The following is a 16,791-nucleotide window of genomic DNA, read 5'->3' as shown; positions in this document are numbered from 1 at the left end:
TGTTTGGGGGAACGTTTCGTTCAGGCGGAACGGGCAAGCGCTGCCGGGCTGCGCGCGCCGCTGCGGGCCATGGCCCAGGCTTCACCTGCCGCCCACATGGCGATACCGAACAGCAGCACGTCTTTGATCAGGAAGCCGGCCGTATCCTCGCTAATGCCTGGCGTGGTGAAGAGAAAGCTAACCGTCACGACGAGCGAACCGGCCGCGCCCAGGCAGCCGATGGCGGCAGCGCGGGGCAGGAAACGGCGGGCGAAGATTGCAAGGGCGATGGCAAGTTCCACCACGCCGATCACATTTGAAGCGCCCTGCGCGCCGAAACCGGCATGCAGCCAGGAAAGGAACGGGCTGTGAATGAGCAGCGGCTCAATGGCCGCGGCTTCCTCAGGGGTGAACTTGTAAAGGCCGAAGGCGAAGAAAATCAGGCCGAGCCCGTAATAGGCGACGGCGCGGCCGATCTTTTCCGCATAGCCGAAATAGGCGGCAAGCTGGGTGTCGTTCATGTGGGGTCTCCTCCTCTGGGCGCTTTGGGGTTGGGCTCAATGCGGGGCGCCGGCCGCTTCAAGCTCTTCATAGGTGCGGTGGACGGGGCAGGCGTCATGGCCGCACATGCCGTCATCGCACAGGCGGCACATGCGCCCGGCGCTGACAGCGTCCACGGTCAGCGCTGCAAGTAATTTATCCAGCAACGGCAAGAGGGCTTTGCGTTCTGTTTTTGTCAGCCCGCCCAGAACGGCGCTGAGCGCCTCTTCGCGCGCGGCGAGAATGGTTTTGCGCATGCGCTGACCTTTATCCGTCAGCTCCAGCGCCACCTCGCGCCTATCCTCGCCAGGGCGGCGGGTGAGAAAGCCTTGAGCGGCCAGCTTCTCCGTCAGGCGCACGGTTGCCGAATGGCTGAGGTCGAGCAGGGTGCTTGCCTCTGACACCGTGCCGCCGGGGTAAAGACCGAGCGAAACGATGAGTGCGCAGGACGACGCGCTGAGCCCCGTCAGGCCGGTGGCGGTTTTGATCTGCGCGTCGCTTGCGGCAAGGGCCAGCGCGCCAAGGCGGTTGGTGAGCTGTTTCTCTGTCATGGGGTTATTATATGCATGATGCATATAATAAGAAGACACCCGCCCATCACTCTCCCGTGAGCCACAAAAAACGGGCCCCTCGAAAGGGGCCCGTTCATTTGGTGGAACAGAGGAAGAAATCAGGATTCGAAGACTTTTCCCGGTACCGTGCCGGTATTCGGAACTTCGGATTTGATCAGGCGCAGATAGGGCCGCTCTGCATTGAGGCGCTGGCGGCGCGCGGCAAGGCTCGGAATACCGGCATGAATGCGCGGCGGAACCTGCCGGGCAATGCGCGGGGCGAGCGCTGCGGCGGTGGATTTGGGCATTTGCTCCGGATCGATGAGCTGAATGCGGTCGATCCACTGGCGGGTCAGCATTTGATCGCCGAGCCAGGCCGGATTTTCCAGCGGCACGGCGGCGCCGATGATGCGGGTGAGGGCGCCATTGTCCTGAGCCAGCGGCAGCAGCACCATTTCGAAAGAGACCTGGCGGCCTTCGCCCGTCTCGGCGGTATATTCCAGCACACCGGCAGCCGCGCTGCCCGTCACGTCATTGAGCAGATGTGTCATATTGGTATGGCACTCGTCCTGCCAGAGGCCGAGCATGTTCTGGCGGCGGAATTCGGTGCCATAGGCATTGCAAAGGCCGGTCCCGGCAAGGCGGAAGCGGAAGGACCAATGGTCCTGGCGTTCCAGAATGAACACGTAAGGAAGCAGCCGCTTGATGTCGCGCGGCTCGATTTCGCTGCGGCGCGGCGCGGGGCGGTCTCCCCGGATCGCGTTCCAATATTCAACAAGTGCCTGTGTCGTGTGATGCTGCATTACTCTGCCCTCTGAACCCGTTCCGCTTGCCGGCCGGGTTCCCCCCAAGAGGAGCCAAGCCGGCACGTTAATCCAGTTTTGTGACGCTGTCGCGTCCCGGCCCCGCGAAACGGGGAAAATGTGTGTCCTCTGTTCCCTTTCGAGCTCTCTTGCGTGCCGTGCCGGAACACTTTCGGGACGCAAGCAGCGCTCTTGGGCGGGAGGGAGCAGAAAGCGTGCCAGAGGAAGGGGGGAGGGGGATAAATGCCTCAAAAAACTGAACGCGCCAGTTTGCTCTTCTCTTGGAGGGCATGGGGAAAGGTTAACGCGCCTGCCCGCGCATAGGAGAGAAGAGTAAGAGGGCTGCGGCGCGGACCCGGCAAGTGGCACGGCTCCTGCGATGGCAGGGCACAAGGAAATGAAACGCGCCGAAATGCGCCAAAATAGCTCTTAGTGCCGTTATGGAGTGCCGTTATGGGACACAAAGTTAAGAATTTGTTCATCGCGATGAGCGTGGCGGCGGGTGCCACGGCCATGGATGCGGCTGTTCCGAGCCCCGCTTCGGCAGGCAACCCGGCCGATTATTGCCCGGACCAGCCCTGCGTCCCCGATACGCCCTGCGGGCCGCATAAGCCCCCGCATCATGGCGGCGGCAAGAAGGTGATCATCAACAAGAGCTATACGAAGAAGATCACCATCAACAAGAACACCACGACGACGAACACGAACATCCATAACGATAACCGCGTCTTCAATATCAATGTGGACCGCGGTGCGCGGAACAAGACGGTTTTCGTCGGCGGCAGCACCACTTTCATCGAAGCGCCCAAAACGGTGACCCCGCTCGGCCAGCTCACCGTGGTTGTTCCGAATGCGGTGGAAAAACTGCGCAAGCCCGTCAAGGGTGTGTGCCAGGATGCCAAGGGGCTTGAAGAAGCCGCGCGCATGAGCGTGCCGAACAAGATCATCGAGGCAGGCTCTTATGTGGGCGAGGTCTTCCACTGCCTTGCCGGGGACATGATGGTAGTGACGCTCGGCCGCTTCCTGGAAGATGGTACGACCACGGATTATCAGGGCGGCTACACGTTCGAATGCCAGGTGGGCAACAGCCTGCATGTGGGCGAAGACGGGCGCGTTGCTTGCGGCCCGGCCTCGGACCTTGCGTTCAACAGCGGCGCTGCCCCCCGCGCCCGTTTTGCGGAAATCATTCTGCAGAAAACCACCGGCGGCCCGCAGATGAGCCAGGTGGGCGACACTTCGGGGCTTTATCTTTCCGGCGGCGTCGGCAACTGATCTTTTCTCTTTCTTGACGGCACCTTGAAGCCGCGGCGTCTTTGCACCGACGCCGCGGTTTTTTGTGCGCGGGCGTGAAGGAGCGGGCTGCGCCTGCATTTGCCGCCGCTGCCGCATGGACCCCGGCTCTGGGGCCGGGGTGACGCTCCTATAGGAGGCCACGTGGTGTCCCTTAACTGCGGGTTGCTCTGTGTGGGGGGCCTCTGTATCGCACCACCTCACAATTCTCCGTAGCTGTCACCCCGGGCTTGACCCGGGGTCCATGAGGCAGTGCGGTTTTAAGGCGAACAGAGATGATCCCTCTCACCTCACCAGCTCATCAAAAAGATCCAGCCAGTCCGGGTTACGATCCTCGATCATGGCGATCTTGTAATCCCGCCGCCAACGCTTGATACGTTTCTCCGCCCGTATCGCCTCTTCAATATCAGGCGTCGCCTCGAACCAGACGAGCTGCTTTACGCCGTAGCATTTCGTAAAGCCGTCCGCTGCCTCGCTTTTATGTTCATGCACCCGGCGCAGGAGGTCATTCGTCACGCCCACATAGAGCGTGCCTCGTCTGCGATTAGCGAGGATGTAGACATAGTAATCGGTCATGGCTTCGGAGTATGCCGCCTGTGGACCCCGGGACAAGCCCGGGGTGACAGCCTCTATATGGAACTATGGCCTTGCCAAAACCGGGGGCCTTGCCTCGGCTCGAACCTGAGAGCATACCGCCTCGCTACTCTTCGCAACCGTCACCCCGGCCCCCGAGCCGGGGTCCACACAGCGGTGCGATTTTAAGAGAACGGGAAGTAAGCCCCTTGATCTCACTAGTTTATAGTGTGGATCAAGCGATGCGCGGTTGGGCCCTCGATCATGCCGAGAAAACGGACTGGAATGCCTGGCCGCGAACCTCCTGAAAGCCGAATTGAAGCGGAAGGGTGTGATCTATGCTCAGCTTGTCGGGAAGTTGACTGAAATAGAGGTTGCAGAGAGGGAAGTTAACGTCCGTAATAAGCTTTCTCGGGGCAAATTTACGGCGGCTTTTTTCTGCAATGTCTAAGCGCGATTGGCTGTTCTTCACTGCGGTTGGGGGATTTCTAGCCCTAGCCTTGGTTTATGCGGGCTCACTGAACGAGCATGGTAGCGCCAGTGGCAGCTATCAAAGCGCCGCCGAGATACATACAGAAGCCGATAGGATCGAAACGCAGTTCCCTGCGGCCCAGTCCCTGAAAGCCGATCCAGAAGCCACCCAGGATGAACGAGAGCGCCGCGATCTCGCGGCTCAAGAAGGCATGGCGCTTTGGGCTGAGCGGCTTTTCTGGATCACCTTTGCCGGTGTCGTCTTGCTTGCTCTGACTTTTTTGGAGGCTTGGAAAACTGCTGTTGCCGCTCAGGAAATGGCCACTATCACCCGAACGTCCGCCGAAAAGCAGTTGCGGGCCTATATCAGCATTGAAGATGTGCTGCTTCACAATTTTGATGGTCCCTACGCCACTCTGATTGAGGTTCAGTATAGGAACCGTGGGCAAACGCCCGCCTATAACGTAAGGCGCTCTCTTAAATATCACGTCAGCCCGTCTGGTGAAGTTCCCAAAGATCCAGAAGATGACTTTCTCGTCAATGCTGAACGCCAAGGGCGCCTTGGTATTGCTCCATCTCAAGGAAGATCGGTCTCTATCCCCATAGAAAACCGTTTGTTTGATATGCTTAAGGGCCAAATCTCTGCCGGTAGAACGCCCATGTTTGTAGTGGGTAGATTTTATTACAGAGACGTTTTTGGAGTAGAGCGGATTACCGCCTTCAATATCCGAGTACCGGGCGATATTGATGGCCCGCTTGATGGTGCCGTATTCATGTATTGCGATGATGGGAATTGGTCCACATAAAGCGGCCCACGTGCAGACAATCCCAACCACCAGCCCCTTATCATGGCTTCCGCCTGACTTGGGCCTTGTCCCAGTTCCTACATAATGCCGCACATAGAAGCCGTCACCCCGGGCTTGTCCCGGGGTCCATAGGCATTCGCCTCACCCGCCCGTGCACAAAAAAAGAGGGAGGATCTTGCGATCCTCCCCTAGTTGGCTCTCAGGCTTTCCTCTTGGGAAACTTGGGGCCGGGCCGGAGCCCGGCGGAATTCTTGGGTGTTAGTTGACCCGGCCGCGCAGGCCCGTGAAGACCGGCTCGGAGTAGTAGTCGTAAGGACGGACCGGGGCGGCGGCGGTGCGCATGCCGCTGTCGGCATTCTGCTGGCCGCGCGGGGCGTCGTAGTAGATTTCACCCAGCGGATCGCCGTTCTTGCCGAAATTGGCGCAAGGGGCCGGATCGATGCCATAGACCGGCACGATCATTTCTAGGACGGCGCGTTCGATGACCGAGCGCACGGCGAGCTGCAGCGGCTCGAGGGCCTTTTCGCCTGCGGCGATGTCGAAGATGTTGCCGCCGAAGAAGTCGAAGACGCCGGCTTTGATTTCACGGCCGATGATCTGCTTCTGGTAGGAAACGACATCGATCACTTCCAGCGTGCGGCTGTCCACGAGGCGCAGGTCCAGGCCCACATTCATGACGAACTGGTTGACCAGCAGGTTGGCTTTCGCGCCGTCCGTGTCGAGATCGGAGAAGAAGCCGTCCACGCCGCCGGAGCGGATGTTGAAGTTCAGCTCCGTGATGCCGCCGACGAGGTAATAGTCGGAGCCGCGGATGGTGCCGGCAACGATCTGGCGGAAGGCCTGGCCGTCCTGGTCGCCGATCAGCTTGTTATTGGCATATTTCAGCTCAAGCTCGGTGACACCCGTGTCATACCGCTCCACCTGGCGCACGCCGGCTTTGGCGAGGGCGGAAATGGCCATCAGGGCGGCGCCCTGGGTCACTTTACGGCCGCCTTCAGGCTCGGCCTTGCCGGTGTAATCCTGAATGTTGCCGACAGCGATGCGCGGGGCAGTGCTGACGTTGCGGGAGGAACGCGCGATGCAGCGCAGCGCGTTCGAATAAGGTGTTTCATTGTTGATCACCGGGGCATTGCCGATCGGCTCCGCATAACGGCCCGTCGTATCCGCCACCGGGGAGATGCAGCCTGCAAGGGCCGCTGCGACACTTGCGACGGACAGAATGCGGCCCGCGCTTTTCATCGTGTATCCAAGAGGGTTACTGAACATTGTTGGTCACCGTAGCCTGCTGATTGCCATTGTTTATTTGTTCTGCGTTGATCACGACCGTGTTGTAGGAGCCGGTCGTCACAACGTTGATCTGGTTCCCGATGGCTTGTGCCGAATTGGAACCACAGCTCACACCAGTGCAATTGCCGTTCCCGCCGCTGGTGCTGGTGAAGCCGACGCCCGAGGTGTGGGTGCCGCCGCCAGATGCGGTGAGATCGCCGTTTGCAATGACGCGGTTGCCATTGTCATCGCGGAACGAGGGGTACATGGGCTGGTTCAGCTCGACCGAGGAATCCATGCCGTAGGGCACATTGGCCGTGAAGCGGTTTTCCTCGAAATCGAAGGCGGCTGCCGGCGTAAGTGCCGACAAGGTGCCGATGGCAATACCGGCGGTGATGCCGGTAAGGGCGCTGAGCGCTTTTTTTGTTGCCGTGCTTGCCATGTTGAGCCTCGTCAAACGATTGGTCTGAGATCTTTTTTTGTTTTGCCAAAGGGATCGCAATGGCCGTGCCAGCGGCGGGGCGAAGGAATTTTCGCGAAAAATGCGAGCTTTTCTGCGGGGTTTTTCTCATGGTTAAGGCGGCGTTAAGGGGAAAACGGGGGAAATCCCGCTTTCGGCCTCCCTTTGGCACGCCGGATTTGTCTCTTGCTGGGACAGGTGGCACCGGGCCGTGGTGGCCGGGAACGGGCACGCGTTGCGAATCCGGCCCCGAGCGGCCACACTCGCGCTCAATGCCCGCGGCAAGCCGGGCGGTTAACCATAAGGAGCGGCGGGATGGCGACGCTGGAATTCTATTTCGATTGTTCGAGCCCTTGGACTTACCTTTGTTTTGCGCGGGTTCACGAGGTGATCGAGCGCACGGGCGCTGAGGTGATCTGGAAACCCATCCTGGTGGGCGGTGTCTTCAACGTGGTTAACAAGGAAGTTTACGAGCTGCGCGCCAAACCCAATCCGATCAAGGGCAAGTATTATGTGAAGGACCTGCAGGACTGGGCGAGCTTCACCGGCATCAAGATCGGCCAGCCGCCCGTTTTTCCCGTCAAGGCGGTGGACCCGATGCGCGGGGCGATCGTCGCGCAGGATGAAGGCAAGCTCGTGCCCTACGCCTGGGCCATGTTCGAGGCCTATTGGGGCGATCTGAAAGACATCAGCCAGCCGGAAGAGATCGCGAAGATCTGCGAGAAAGTCGGTATCGATCCTGAAATGCTGCTGAAACGGATCAAGGATCAGGATATCAAGGACCGGTTGAAGCAAAATACGGAAGAAGTGATCGAGCGGGGCGGGTTCGGTTCGCCCACCATGTTTGTGAATGGAGAGAGTATGTTCTTCGGCAATGACCGGCTGCCCCTCGTCGAGGCGGCGCTGAAAGGCGAGCTTCCCTTGAAGAAGGCGGCGGCCCGTGGCTGATTTACAGGAATATAAAGAGCCGCCCGCATTTAACGCGCCTTCCGTGGTCATTGCGCTGGTCGCCGCCATTTTCGCGGTCTTTCTGCTGCAAGCCTATGGCGGGCGTGAATTATCCGGCGATCTCCTCATCTGGGGCTCGCTCATTCCCGCGCGTTATGCCCCGGCGGTGGACGGCAACCTCTACTTTTTTCCCGGCGGCATTCTCGCGGACCTTTGGACTTTCATCACCTATGCCTTTTTGCATGGGGGCTGGACCCATGTGATTTTCAATTCGATCTGGCTGCTTGCCTTCGGCACGCCCGTGGCGCGGCGGATCGGCACGGCGCGTTTTCTTACCTTCTATTTGATCTGCGCCATTATCGGCGGCATTACCCATGTGGTGATCTATGCGGGCGAGCTGACGCCGGTTGTAGGGGCCTCGGCGGCGGTGTCCGGGCTCATGGGCGGGGCGGCGCGCTTTGTCTTTCTGGCGGGCGGCCCGCTCGGCATGATCGGCACGGGCCAGACGGGGCTTCCCGGCGCGCCAAGGGCGCAGGCCAGCATCCTTCAGGCGCTGACGGACCGGCGCACGCTCATCTTCATTGCCATCTGGATCGGCATGAATCTGCTTTTCGGCATTACGGGGCTGACGCCTTCGGGCCAGATCGTCTCGGTTGCCTGGGAAGCCCATCTTGGCGGGTTTTTCGCCGGGCTTCTGCTTTTCGGGTTTTTCGATCCGATCAAAACCTCGCCTTCCGGCGGGCCGGGCAATGTGGGCTATGGCGAGTGGAAGGGCTGAGGACCAGTCTCTCTAGGATTGGCTCTCAAGCTTGAAAGCGCGCGCCTGCCCCCCACATCTTATGAGGCGCGGCTTTCGGCGCGCCGGCGCGAACTCCAGGAGACCCCAATGAGCGATGCATCTTCCCATTCGAGTTCCGGTTCGGATCGCAGCGGCGAGCAGGCGGGTGAGCGCCCAGGCGGCGCAGCCTGGCAGCGCGTGCTTTACATGATCGGCTTCTGGTTTTTGGGAAATATCGCCTTTTCCCTGTCGATCCTGCTCGGCGCGGTGCAATTCATCGTCGTGCTGATCAATGGCGAAAAAAACGAGGAGCTGGCTGCCTTTTCCAAACGGCTGGTCGCCTATGTCTGGGAATGCCTGACCTTCATTACTTACGGGCAGGAAGAAAAACCCTTTCCCTTCGGCAAGTTTCCGCAAGAGCGTGGGGACGAGCGGGACGACTAAGCGCCGTCCCGCGCCTCTTCTTTAGTCGTTCGTCAGCACCACTTTGCCCAGCGCCTTGCGCGCGGCAATGTCGCTGAGCGCCCGCCCGGCTTCGGCCATGGGATAAAGGGCAAAACCTTCCGGTTTAAGCTTTCCCTTGGCGATCATTGCCATGAGATCGCGCATGAAGGGCGCCGCATTCTGCGGCTCGGCCCGGGCAAAGCCCCCCCAATCCACGCCGACCACCGAGCAGCGCTTCAAAAGCGGCAGATTGAGCGGGATGCGGGGAATGTCGCCGGCCGCAAAGCCGACCACGAGATGCCGCCCGCCCGGCGCGAGCGAGCGCAAGGCCGCTTCCGAGATCGGCCCGCCCACCGGGTCATAGACGAGATCGACGCCTTTGCCGCCGGTCAGTTCCTTCAGATCGCTCCGCCAATCTTCCTTCGTATAATCGACGGTATGGTCCGCGCCGAGCGTGCGTGCGGTGTTGCGCTTTTCCTCGCTGGAGGCGGCGGCAATGACGCTCAGCCCCATGGCTTTTGCAAGCTGAATGGCGGCGCTGCCGACCCCGCCTGCCGCGCCGAGGACAAGCAGCGTTTCGCCTCCCTTGGCATTCGCGCAGGCGCGCAGCCCGTAAAGCGCGGTGCAATAAGAGATGATGATGCCGGCGGCAGGTGCAAAGTCCAGATTATCCGGAATGGGCACGCAGGACGCGGCAGGCACGGCGATTTTTTCCGCACAGGCCCCGCCCATGGCCGAGCCGAGCACTCTGTCACCCGGTTTTAAGTCTTTGACGCCTGCGCCTACGCTTTCCACGATGCCGGAAAACTCCGTGCCGGGAATAAAGGGCAGGGGGATTTTGACCTGATAGAGCCCCTGGACAAGCAGGCCGTCCACAAAGCCGACGCCCGCCGCTTTGATGGCGATAATGGCCTGGCCGTCTTTGGCGGCAGGATCGGGCACGTCTTCAAAGCGCAGTTTTTCCGGCGGCGCGTAGTCGTGGCAGAGAATGGCTTTCATCGGAGGCTCCCCAATTCGTTTGGCGCCATCATAGAAGCGGGAAGGCCAAGCGCAATGGCGCCTATTCCGACGCCGCGTCGGCAAGGGCGGCATTACGGTGCAAGCGAATCGAACGGGCGGTCCCTGCACATCCTATTGTTCACAAATGGGCCGGATGAGCGGTGGCAATTGCCGCGGCGCGGCTGTGTAATAGCCGGGAGGATGGAGGAGCTTGGCTTATGAAACCGTTTCCTGAAATTGGTGTCCTGAAGGGCAATTACGCGCCGGTGCTGGCCGAGATGGACGCGCCGGATCTCGTTGTGACGGGCGATATGCCCGAGGCGCTTTCCGGCACGCTTTACCGCAATGGTCCGAACCCGATGTTTCCCCCGCTCGGGGAAAAGCATCACTGGTTTCTGGGCGAGGGCATGGTGCATGGCATTCATGTGGAAGGTGGGCGCGCCTCTTACCGGAACCGCTGGGTGCATACCGAGCAATATGAAGCGCAGCGCAAGGCGGGGCGAAGGCTCGTCGGAACCGGCTTTGGGGAGCCGCGCGCGCCGGGCGGCGAGGAACTGCGTAACAATGTCGCCAATACCAATATCGTCTGGCATGGCGGCAAGTTATTGGCGCTGGATGAAGGAAGCTCGCCCGTTGCCATGGACCCAGTGACGCTGGAAACGGCGGGCAGCTGGACCTTCGAGGGCAAATATAAAGGCGCGATGACCGCCCATCCCAAGATCGATCCTGAAACCGGCGAAATGCTGTTCTTCGCCTATATGGCGGACGGGCCGGGCTCGAAGACCATTGCCTATAATGTGGTGGGCGCGGATGGGCGCGTGACGCGAAGCGAAAAATTCGAGGCGCCTTATTGCACGATGATGCATGACTTCATTACCACGGACGAGCATGTGATCTTTCCGCTTTTCCCCGCGACCATCGATGTTGACCGGATCATGCAGGGCGGGCCGGTCATCGCCTGGGACCCGGATACGCCGAGCATGATCGGTATTATGCGCCGGGACGGGGCGGTGGAGGACATGCGCTGGTTCGAGGGCGATCCTTGCTATGTCTATCATCCGATGAATGCCTATACGGTGCGTGAGGGCGGGCATACGAAGGTCATTGCCGATGTGATGAAATATTCCCGCGTGCCGCTTTTTCCGGACGCGAATGGCGCGCGCCCGCCTTCCGATCTGTCGAGCGAGCAGGGGCTGCTCGTGCGCTGGACCTTCGATCTCGACGGCAACACGAACAGCTATAGCGAAGAAGTGCTGTCCGACCTTCGCGGCGAGTTTCCGCGCCTCGATGAGCGCTTTGCGGGACTCGGCTACCGCCACGGCTATTATGCCTCCATGGCGCGGCCGGAAGCGGAGGCCGCTTCCTATGACGTGCTGGTGCATATCGATCTTGAGACCGGCAAGAAAACCGAGTGGGATGCGGGCGCGGGCAATACGGTGCTCGAACCCGTCTTCGTGCCGCGCGCGCCGGGCTCTGCGGAAGGGGACGGCTATCTCGTCACCGCGATTTACCGGCGGGAGACGAACCTCTCGGATTTTGCCGTTTTCGATGCAAGCGATGTTGGCGCGGGGCCGCTCGCGCTCGCGCATCTGCCCGTGCGCATCCCCCATGGTTTCCACGGCAATTGGCGGCCCGCGTGAGCTGTGTAAATTAGAAGAGCGGTTCTTCGTAAATCAGCTCGCCGTCAAGGAGGAGCCCCTTGATGGCGGCTTCCCCGTCACTGCCGAGCGCAATGCGTGCGGCCAGGCGGTTTTCGTTGCGCTGCTCTTCAAGGTCCCAGCCCGTGCCCTCCGGCACGAAATAGCTTTCGATGCCGTAGAAAAGCGTGAGCATGCGGCAATTCTCGCAGGGTTCCTCTTCTTCCACGGTGCGCGGGCGGGCGCCGATCGCATAATCCACCCGGCCCTTGATGAAGATGCCATCGTCAGGTGCTGCGCGGTAAAGGGCGGCGGCCTGCCAGAGGCCGTCTTGTTCTTCGAGCGTCACCCAGACCTCGTCGCCTTCTTCAAAGCCGTTGTCGCCTGCAAGTTTCGATTCTTCCAGCCGCGAAATGTCGTAGGTGAGGACAACATAGTCACCGCGGAAAAGATCGCGCGGGTCCACCGGCTCGATGGCGAGCGTGACTTCCGTGCCGGAGCGCAGGAGCGCCATACGGTCCCAGATCATGGCGCCGAGAAAGAGCGCCTGAGCAAGGAAGATCGCGGCGACGGCCAGCGCAAAGGTGCCGCGGGCGCGGGGGGCAGGGGATTGCAGGCCTTTGATCTGCTTATCGATGAAGCTCATTGGGCCTCTCCCTTCCCGGTTTCAGCCAACATTCTTTTGCGCCAGCGGTTGAGCGCCCAGCTCCCCGCGATCAGCAGGATGCCGCCCAGGGCGAAGAAGAGCGCGGTGTCGAGCAAAGTGCCGAGCGTTTCGGCATAAATATAGAAAGCCTCGGCGGCAAAGGCGGTAAAGCCCAGATTGACGAGGAAGCGGCTTGCCGACTGTGTGCCGAGGAAAATGAGCCAGATGGCGAAAGCGAAATAGAGAATGCCGCCCATGCCGGTCGTCATATCGAGATAATTCGTTTCCCCGCTTGTGAGGATCGCGGGCAGGACGGTCAGCGCCAGCAGCGCGCCGAAGCCTGCAAGCCCCGTCATGGTGAAGGCGCGGCGCATCACACAGAAAAACAGGAGCGCTACGTTGAAAGCGCCAAAGGCGAGCAGCACCAGACGCCAGCTCATCTCGCTCGTGAAATCGAGCGCGTCGAGTTGCAGGGCAAAAAGCAAAATGCCGGTGACGATGGCGCCGTAAGCTTCGGCAACGCGCCCCATGCGCAGGCCGAGCGCGCCGCCGAGCCGGCCTTTCAGCCAGACGGTAAGCGCGATGGCAAGGCCGAAGAACAGAAGATTGCCGCTGTCCCAATGGTAATTGCCGAACCCTTCAAGCCCCATCAGCAGCCAGCCGAAGAAGGAGAGGAGGGACAGATGGTAGGAGGGCGTCCATTGCAGGCGGAAGCCGAGCAAGGTTGCCGCTGCCCAGGCGGGAATATAGGTCCAGTGCGGGCTGATACCGGCATCGAGCGAGGCGGTGCCCGTCCAGATGAAGAGCAGTACAAAGGAGCCGGCCAGCACGGCGCGGGATTTTGCCGCCCAGGCAAGCGCCAGCGCGCCGAGCGACCAGGCAAAAAGCCCGCCCGTATAATCGCTCGCCAGATGATACATCTGCGCGATGAGCATGATGTTCGCGCCGAAAAGGAGCGCGGCAAGTAGAAGCGCGGCTTCGGCGAAGCCCGTGTGTTTTTTCAGATAAAGCCAGATCGCCGCGCCGTACGCAGCACCAAGCGAAACAAAGAGAATGAGAAGGCGCAGGAGCTTCGGCATCTCCGCCCAATTGGCGGCAACGAAAGAGAGAGCGGCAAGGCCGAGCAGGGCCGCGCCCAGAAGCGAAAGCACGAGAGGCAGGCGGCTGCCGCCATCTTCGCTTTCCAGCGAGCGGCGGATCGCTTCGGCATTTTGCTGGGTGACCCAGCCCTTCGTAACCCATAGGTCCAGATCACGATTTATTTGCCTTTGATACAGGCGTTTCCAGAAAGGCCAACCATCCATGCCCGTTTCCCCCGGCTTCCTGCGCTTTTAACTATAATGGTGACGTCAGTGTCAGGATTATTGTGTCGCAAATAGGGCAGCGTCCCTGACGTTTTAATGATGTTTTCGTCTCGCATGCATCTTGAATGTCGGGCGTGGCGGGGTCATCATTTTTATTCGCGGGCTTGGGAGAGCCTTTAGTCTCCGGGGGATGATGGCGATGCCGCAGGCACGCGCCTTTACAGGAGGAGCCGAATGAACGTTGAAACGATCCTGAAGGAAAAGGGCCACAAGGTCGTGGCCATTCCCGCCGATGCGACGCTGAAAGAGGCTGCCGATCTTCTGAGCGAAAAGAAAATCGGTGCCGTGGTTGTTGCAGACGGGAAAAAGCTGGGCGGCATCCTGTCCGAGCGCGACATCGTGCGCGCGATTTCCAAATTCGGCGCTGCCGTGCTGAACAAGCCCGTTCGCGAAACCATGACGCAGAACGTCATCACCTGTACGCGCGCGGACACGGTGGACCATCTGATGGGCATCATGACCGGCGGGCGCTTCCGTCACGTGCCCGTGGTGGAAGAAGGCGAGATGATCGGCCTCATCTCCATCGGTGACGTGGTCAAATACAAGATCGCGGAAACGGAGATGGAAGCCGAGCAGCTCAAAATGTATATCGCCACCGGCTGAGCTTAGCTGAGCTGTTTGAGCGCCCGTTCGATGAAGGGCATGGAACGGTCGGCTGCCTCGCGGCCGTGACGGATCAGTTCATCGGCCTTGTCGAAATCGATGAGATTGATATGACCCACATCCGGCTCGATGACGACATCGGCCGGATCGGCGGCCATGCGCGCGCGGGCCAAGCGGTCTTGAATGATGTTCAGCGCGCTGGTCATGACAGTAACCAGCCCCGGCCCTGAAGGCGCGTCGCGTTTGAAAAGCTGCTGCAGCAGCGCGCGGTCCGTGCCACCGCGCATTTGTTTCAGCCGGTCGGAGATGGATTTGCGCAGGCTCTTTTCCGGCGTCTCGTCATCTTCGATCGGTATTTCCAGATCCGTGTTTTCGAGGCTGATCATGTCCTCCGTCTCGAGGATGCCCCGTTTCGCCTCGCGCTTGGCCTCGCGCTCCGCTTCCAGTTCTTCTTCCAGGCGGTAATAATTCAGCGCCGAAGTCATGCCGAACGCATCGAGGTTGAGGTTGACGGCGATGACGAGATGCGCGTCGAAGGCGCGGCAAATGGAAATCGGCACCGGATTGACGAGGGCGCCGTCGATCAGCCAGCGCCCTTCATGGGGCACGGGTTCGAAAACGCCGGGCAAAGCATAAGAGGCGCGGATGGCATCGATCATCGAGCCGTGTTTCAGCCACACCTCATGACCGCTATTCATATCCGTCGCAACGGCCACGAATTTGCGCGGCAGGTCTTCGATCTGGCGCTCGTGCAAATGTTCTTTCAAAAGCTCGGCAAGTTTGCTGCCGCCGAAAAGTGCCGAGCCGTTGAAGCGGATATCCATGAGATTGAAGAGCCGGCGCGCGTTCAGCGAGCGGGCGAATTCTTCCAGCGCATCGAGCTTGCCTGCCGCATAACACCCGCCCACCAGGGCGCCAATGGAGGTGCCCGAAATCACGTCGATCTCGATGCCTTCTTCGGCAAGGCGCTGCATGACGCCGATATGCGACCAGCCGCGCGCCACGCCCGAGCCGAGGGCCAGGCCGATTTTCGGTTTGACGGATTGTTTGGGTACCGGTTTGCGCATGATTGGCCTTCGCTTTATCTGCGCATTACATCACAAAGGCCGGGCAAGGCAAGGCCCGGAAGGCATGACGGGGCGGCGGCGCGGGGTGGCGGACCTATTTCCCGTAAACGTCTTTCGGGTCGTAGACTTTCTCATGCTCGGTAAAATCGAGCGGCGCGGGTTTCTTGCCCGTGCCCACCGGAATGGAGCGGTAAAAGCAGGCTTTGTAACCGACATGGCAGGTCGCGCCATTGCCGGCGACATTGACCTTCAGCCAAATGGCGTCCTGGTCGCAGTCGGTGCGCATTTCCACCACGCTCTGCACCTGGCCGCTGGTCTCGCCCTTCTTCCAAAGGCCGCCGCGCGAGCGGCTCCAATAGACCGCCTCGCCCGTCTCGATGGTCAGGGCAAGGGCCTCGGCATTCATATAGGCATGCATGAGAAGATCGCCCGTTGCCGCATCTGTGGTGACAACGGGGATCAGGCCGTCTTCGCCGAATTTCGGCGCGAAGACAGAGCCTTCTTCGATCTCTGCCTTTGCGCCGCGCTCGGCAAAGTAGGATGCGGATTTATCGCTCACGGCAAGTGCCTTGCTGCGGGGCGGCTTACCGTTCCTGGTAGCCGCGGATCATCTGCAAGAAGCGCTGTTCCATGCGCAGATCGTCGCGGAAGACACCCGTAAACTGCGTGGTGATGGTCGCCACGTCCGGCTTGCGGATACCGCGCGTCGTCATGCACTGGTGCTTGGCTTCGATGAGAACGGCAACGCCTTTGGGCTTCAGCACGCGGTTGATCGAGTCGACGATCTGCGCCGTCATGGTTTCCTGCGTCTGCAGGCGCTTGGCGTAGATTTCGATCACGCGGGCCAGCTTGGAGATGCCGACCACCCGGTTGGTGGGGACATAGGCGATATGCGCCTTGCCCAGAATGGCCACCATATGGTGCTCGCAATGCGATTCCAGCGTGATGTCGCGCAGCATGACCATGTCGTCATAGCCTTCGACTTCCTCGAAGGTCTTGCCCAGCACTTCGTCCGGATCTTCTTCATAGCCGGCGAAGAACTCTTCATAGGCGCGCACGACGCGGTTCGGCGTTTCGATCAGCCCTTCACGGTCCGGGTTGTCCCCGGCCCAGGCGATGAGGGTGCGCACGGCCGCTTCCGCTTCCTCGCGGGAAGGGCGGGCGCTATCGGTTTTCGTTGAAGACAAGCTATCCACTACAGCATTCATATCCATTTTGACCAATCTCTTAGGGGTTCGCCGGCCAAAACCCGACGGGAGGGTTTGAAAGTGCCGGTTCAAGTCACAGGCAGCGGTCTTCCTCTGCCTATTTTGCCCATCAAGCACGGGTCTTATGCCATGCTGCAGATGATGTGACACCGTCTAGAGTGTGCATATAGCCTTGCAGAAAGAGGCTATCAAGCTTTGTAGACCTTGCAAATGCGCAAAGCCTTGACGGAATGTTGACACAAGGCGGGCCTTGAACCGGCGGAATTGGCTTTTCCTGTGCTTTCTAGGTGGCATTTAGGCCATTTAGGCTGGTTTTGAGGGGCCTTCTGCATTAGGTTCCGGCGGATTCCGACACCTT

At 60.3% G+C, this 16,791-nt stretch carries 20 protein-coding genes; 8 read left to right on the top strand and 12 right to left on the bottom strand.

The window, feature by feature from the left end; all coding sequences use genetic code 11:
* Nucleotides 1-20: 20 nt before the first annotated feature.
* The 3 genes from M2A_RS12725 to M2A_RS12715 form a co-directional block, all read right to left on the bottom strand.
* Entirely contained in the window at nucleotides 21-500 is a 480-nt protein-coding gene (locus tag M2A_RS12725) for a DUF417 family protein (RefSeq protein ID WP_045448188.1), read from the bottom strand.
* Nucleotides 501-536: 36 nt separating this feature from the next.
* A complete protein-coding gene (locus M2A_RS12720) occupies nucleotides 537-1,070 on the bottom strand; it encodes a MarR family winged helix-turn-helix transcriptional regulator (RefSeq protein ID WP_045448333.1) in 534 nt (177 codons plus the stop codon).
* 119 nt (nucleotides 1,071-1,189) lie between these two features.
* A complete protein-coding gene (locus tag M2A_RS12715; protein ID WP_052379464.1) occupies nucleotides 1,190-1,873 on the bottom strand; it encodes a PAS domain-containing protein in 684 nt (227 codons plus the stop codon).
* Between the two features lie 453 nt (nucleotides 1,874-2,326).
* Here M2A_RS12715 and M2A_RS12710 point away from each other — a divergent pair, with 453 nt between their 5' ends.
* Nucleotides 2,327-3,145, top strand: a complete 819-nt coding sequence (locus tag M2A_RS12710; RefSeq protein ID WP_156101759.1) for a hypothetical protein — start codon at nucleotides 2,327-2,329, stop codon at nucleotides 3,143-3,145.
* Between the two features lie 303 nt (nucleotides 3,146-3,448).
* On the opposite strand, the gene M2A_RS12705 is transcribed toward M2A_RS12710, so the two are convergent.
* Nucleotides 3,449-3,739 carry a GIY-YIG nuclease family protein gene (locus tag M2A_RS12705; RefSeq protein ID WP_045448183.1) on the bottom strand — a complete coding sequence of 97 codons (291 nt, stop codon included), beginning with the start codon at nucleotides 3,737-3,739 and terminating at the stop codon, nucleotides 3,449-3,451.
* 328 nt (nucleotides 3,740-4,067) lie between these two features.
* Here M2A_RS12705 and M2A_RS18380 point away from each other — a divergent pair, with 328 nt between their 5' ends.
* Nucleotides 4,068-4,187, top strand: a complete 120-nt coding sequence (locus M2A_RS18380) for a DUF6471 domain-containing protein (protein ID WP_244444453.1) — start codon at nucleotides 4,068-4,070, stop codon at nucleotides 4,185-4,187.
* On the top strand, nucleotides 4,180-5,013 hold the full coding sequence (locus M2A_RS18040; RefSeq protein ID WP_156101758.1) for a hypothetical protein: 834 nt from the start codon (nucleotides 4,180-4,182) through the stop codon (nucleotides 5,011-5,013). The genes M2A_RS18380 and M2A_RS18040 overlap by 8 nt, the downstream gene beginning before the upstream one ends.
* Nucleotides 5,014-5,271: 258 nt before the next feature.
* Here the strand turns inward: M2A_RS18040 and hfaB are convergent, their stop codons facing one another.
* Both hfaB and hfaA read right to left on the bottom strand, forming a co-directional pair.
* Nucleotides 5,272-6,252 carry a holdfast anchoring protein HfaB gene (gene hfaB / locus M2A_RS12690; RefSeq protein ID WP_045448174.1) on the bottom strand — a complete coding sequence of 327 codons (981 nt, stop codon included), beginning with the start codon at nucleotides 6,250-6,252 and terminating at the stop codon, nucleotides 5,272-5,274.
* A 16-nt stretch (nucleotides 6,253-6,268) separates the two neighbouring features.
* Nucleotides 6,269-6,721, bottom strand: coding sequence for a holdfast anchoring protein HfaA (hfaA, locus tag M2A_RS17485; protein ID WP_052379463.1), 453 nt, complete (start codon nucleotides 6,719-6,721; stop codon nucleotides 6,269-6,271).
* A gap of 333 nt (nucleotides 6,722-7,054) precedes the next feature.
* On the opposite strand from hfaA, the gene M2A_RS12680 reads away from it, so the two are divergent.
* From M2A_RS12680 to M2A_RS17480, 3 genes are all read left to right on the top strand, one after another.
* Complete coding sequence (locus tag M2A_RS12680; protein WP_045448172.1) at nucleotides 7,055-7,687, top strand: 2-hydroxychromene-2-carboxylate isomerase; 633 nt, start codon at nucleotides 7,055-7,057, stop codon at nucleotides 7,685-7,687.
* Nucleotides 7,680-8,465 (top strand): rhomboid family intramembrane serine protease, encoded by a 786-nt coding sequence (locus M2A_RS12675; RefSeq protein WP_045448170.1) that lies wholly within the window; start codon nucleotides 7,680-7,682, stop codon nucleotides 8,463-8,465. The genes M2A_RS12680 and M2A_RS12675 overlap by 8 nt, the downstream gene beginning before the upstream one ends.
* A 108-nt stretch (nucleotides 8,466-8,573) precedes the next feature.
* Complete coding sequence (locus M2A_RS17480; RefSeq protein ID WP_156101757.1) at nucleotides 8,574-8,909, top strand: DUF4389 domain-containing protein; 336 nt, start codon at nucleotides 8,574-8,576, stop codon at nucleotides 8,907-8,909.
* A gap of 21 nt (nucleotides 8,910-8,930) precedes the next feature.
* Here the strand turns inward: M2A_RS17480 and M2A_RS12665 are convergent, their stop codons facing one another.
* Nucleotides 8,931-9,908, bottom strand: coding sequence for an NADPH:quinone oxidoreductase family protein (locus M2A_RS12665; RefSeq protein ID WP_045448168.1), 978 nt, complete (start codon nucleotides 9,906-9,908; stop codon nucleotides 8,931-8,933).
* 218 nt (nucleotides 9,909-10,126) lie between these two features.
* On the opposite strand from M2A_RS12665, the gene M2A_RS12660 reads away from it, so the two are divergent.
* Nucleotides 10,127-11,548, top strand: a complete 1,422-nt coding sequence (locus tag M2A_RS12660) for a carotenoid oxygenase family protein (protein ID WP_045448165.1) — start codon at nucleotides 10,127-10,129, stop codon at nucleotides 11,546-11,548.
* 10 nt (nucleotides 11,549-11,558) lie between these two features.
* On the opposite strand, the gene M2A_RS12655 is transcribed toward M2A_RS12660, so the two are convergent.
* Nucleotides 11,559-12,191, bottom strand: coding sequence for a GDYXXLXY domain-containing protein (locus tag M2A_RS12655; RefSeq protein ID WP_052379461.1), 633 nt, complete (start codon nucleotides 12,189-12,191; stop codon nucleotides 11,559-11,561).
* The gene (locus M2A_RS12650) at nucleotides 12,188-13,495 is read right to left on the bottom strand and encodes a DUF2157 domain-containing protein (protein ID WP_045448163.1); all 1,308 of its coding nucleotides are present in this window, start codon (nucleotides 13,493-13,495) and stop codon (nucleotides 12,188-12,190) included. Before M2A_RS12650 ends, M2A_RS12655 begins: the two co-directional genes overlap by 4 nt.
* Nucleotides 13,496-13,729: 234 nt before the next feature.
* Between M2A_RS12650 and M2A_RS12645 the strand changes: the two genes are divergently transcribed.
* On the top strand, nucleotides 13,730-14,158 hold the full coding sequence (locus M2A_RS12645) for a CBS domain-containing protein (protein ID WP_045448160.1): 429 nt from the start codon (nucleotides 13,730-13,732) through the stop codon (nucleotides 14,156-14,158).
* Nucleotides 14,159-14,160: 2 nt separating this feature from the next.
* Here the strand turns inward: M2A_RS12645 and M2A_RS12640 are convergent, their stop codons facing one another.
* From M2A_RS12640 to folE, 3 genes are all read right to left on the bottom strand, one after another.
* Complete coding sequence (locus M2A_RS12640) at nucleotides 14,161-15,225, bottom strand: patatin-like phospholipase family protein (RefSeq protein WP_052379460.1); 1,065 nt, start codon at nucleotides 15,223-15,225, stop codon at nucleotides 14,161-14,163.
* 94 nt (nucleotides 15,226-15,319) lie between these two features.
* Complete coding sequence (gene hisI / locus M2A_RS12635; protein ID WP_045448155.1) at nucleotides 15,320-15,784, bottom strand: phosphoribosyl-AMP cyclohydrolase; 465 nt, start codon at nucleotides 15,782-15,784, stop codon at nucleotides 15,320-15,322.
* A gap of 25 nt (nucleotides 15,785-15,809) precedes the next feature.
* On the bottom strand, nucleotides 15,810-16,433 hold the full coding sequence (folE, locus tag M2A_RS12630; RefSeq protein ID WP_045448321.1) for a GTP cyclohydrolase I FolE: 624 nt from the start codon (nucleotides 16,431-16,433) through the stop codon (nucleotides 15,810-15,812).
* Between the last annotated feature and the right edge of the window lie 358 nt (nucleotides 16,434-16,791).

Origin of the sequence: Tepidicaulis marinus (genome assembly GCF_000739695.1) — a bacterium.
Lineage (GTDB): Bacteria > Pseudomonadota > Alphaproteobacteria > Parvibaculales > Parvibaculaceae > Tepidicaulis > Tepidicaulis marinus.
Note: the sequence above shows the minus strand (reverse complement) of the source record. Positions and strands in the feature narration are given on the sequence as shown.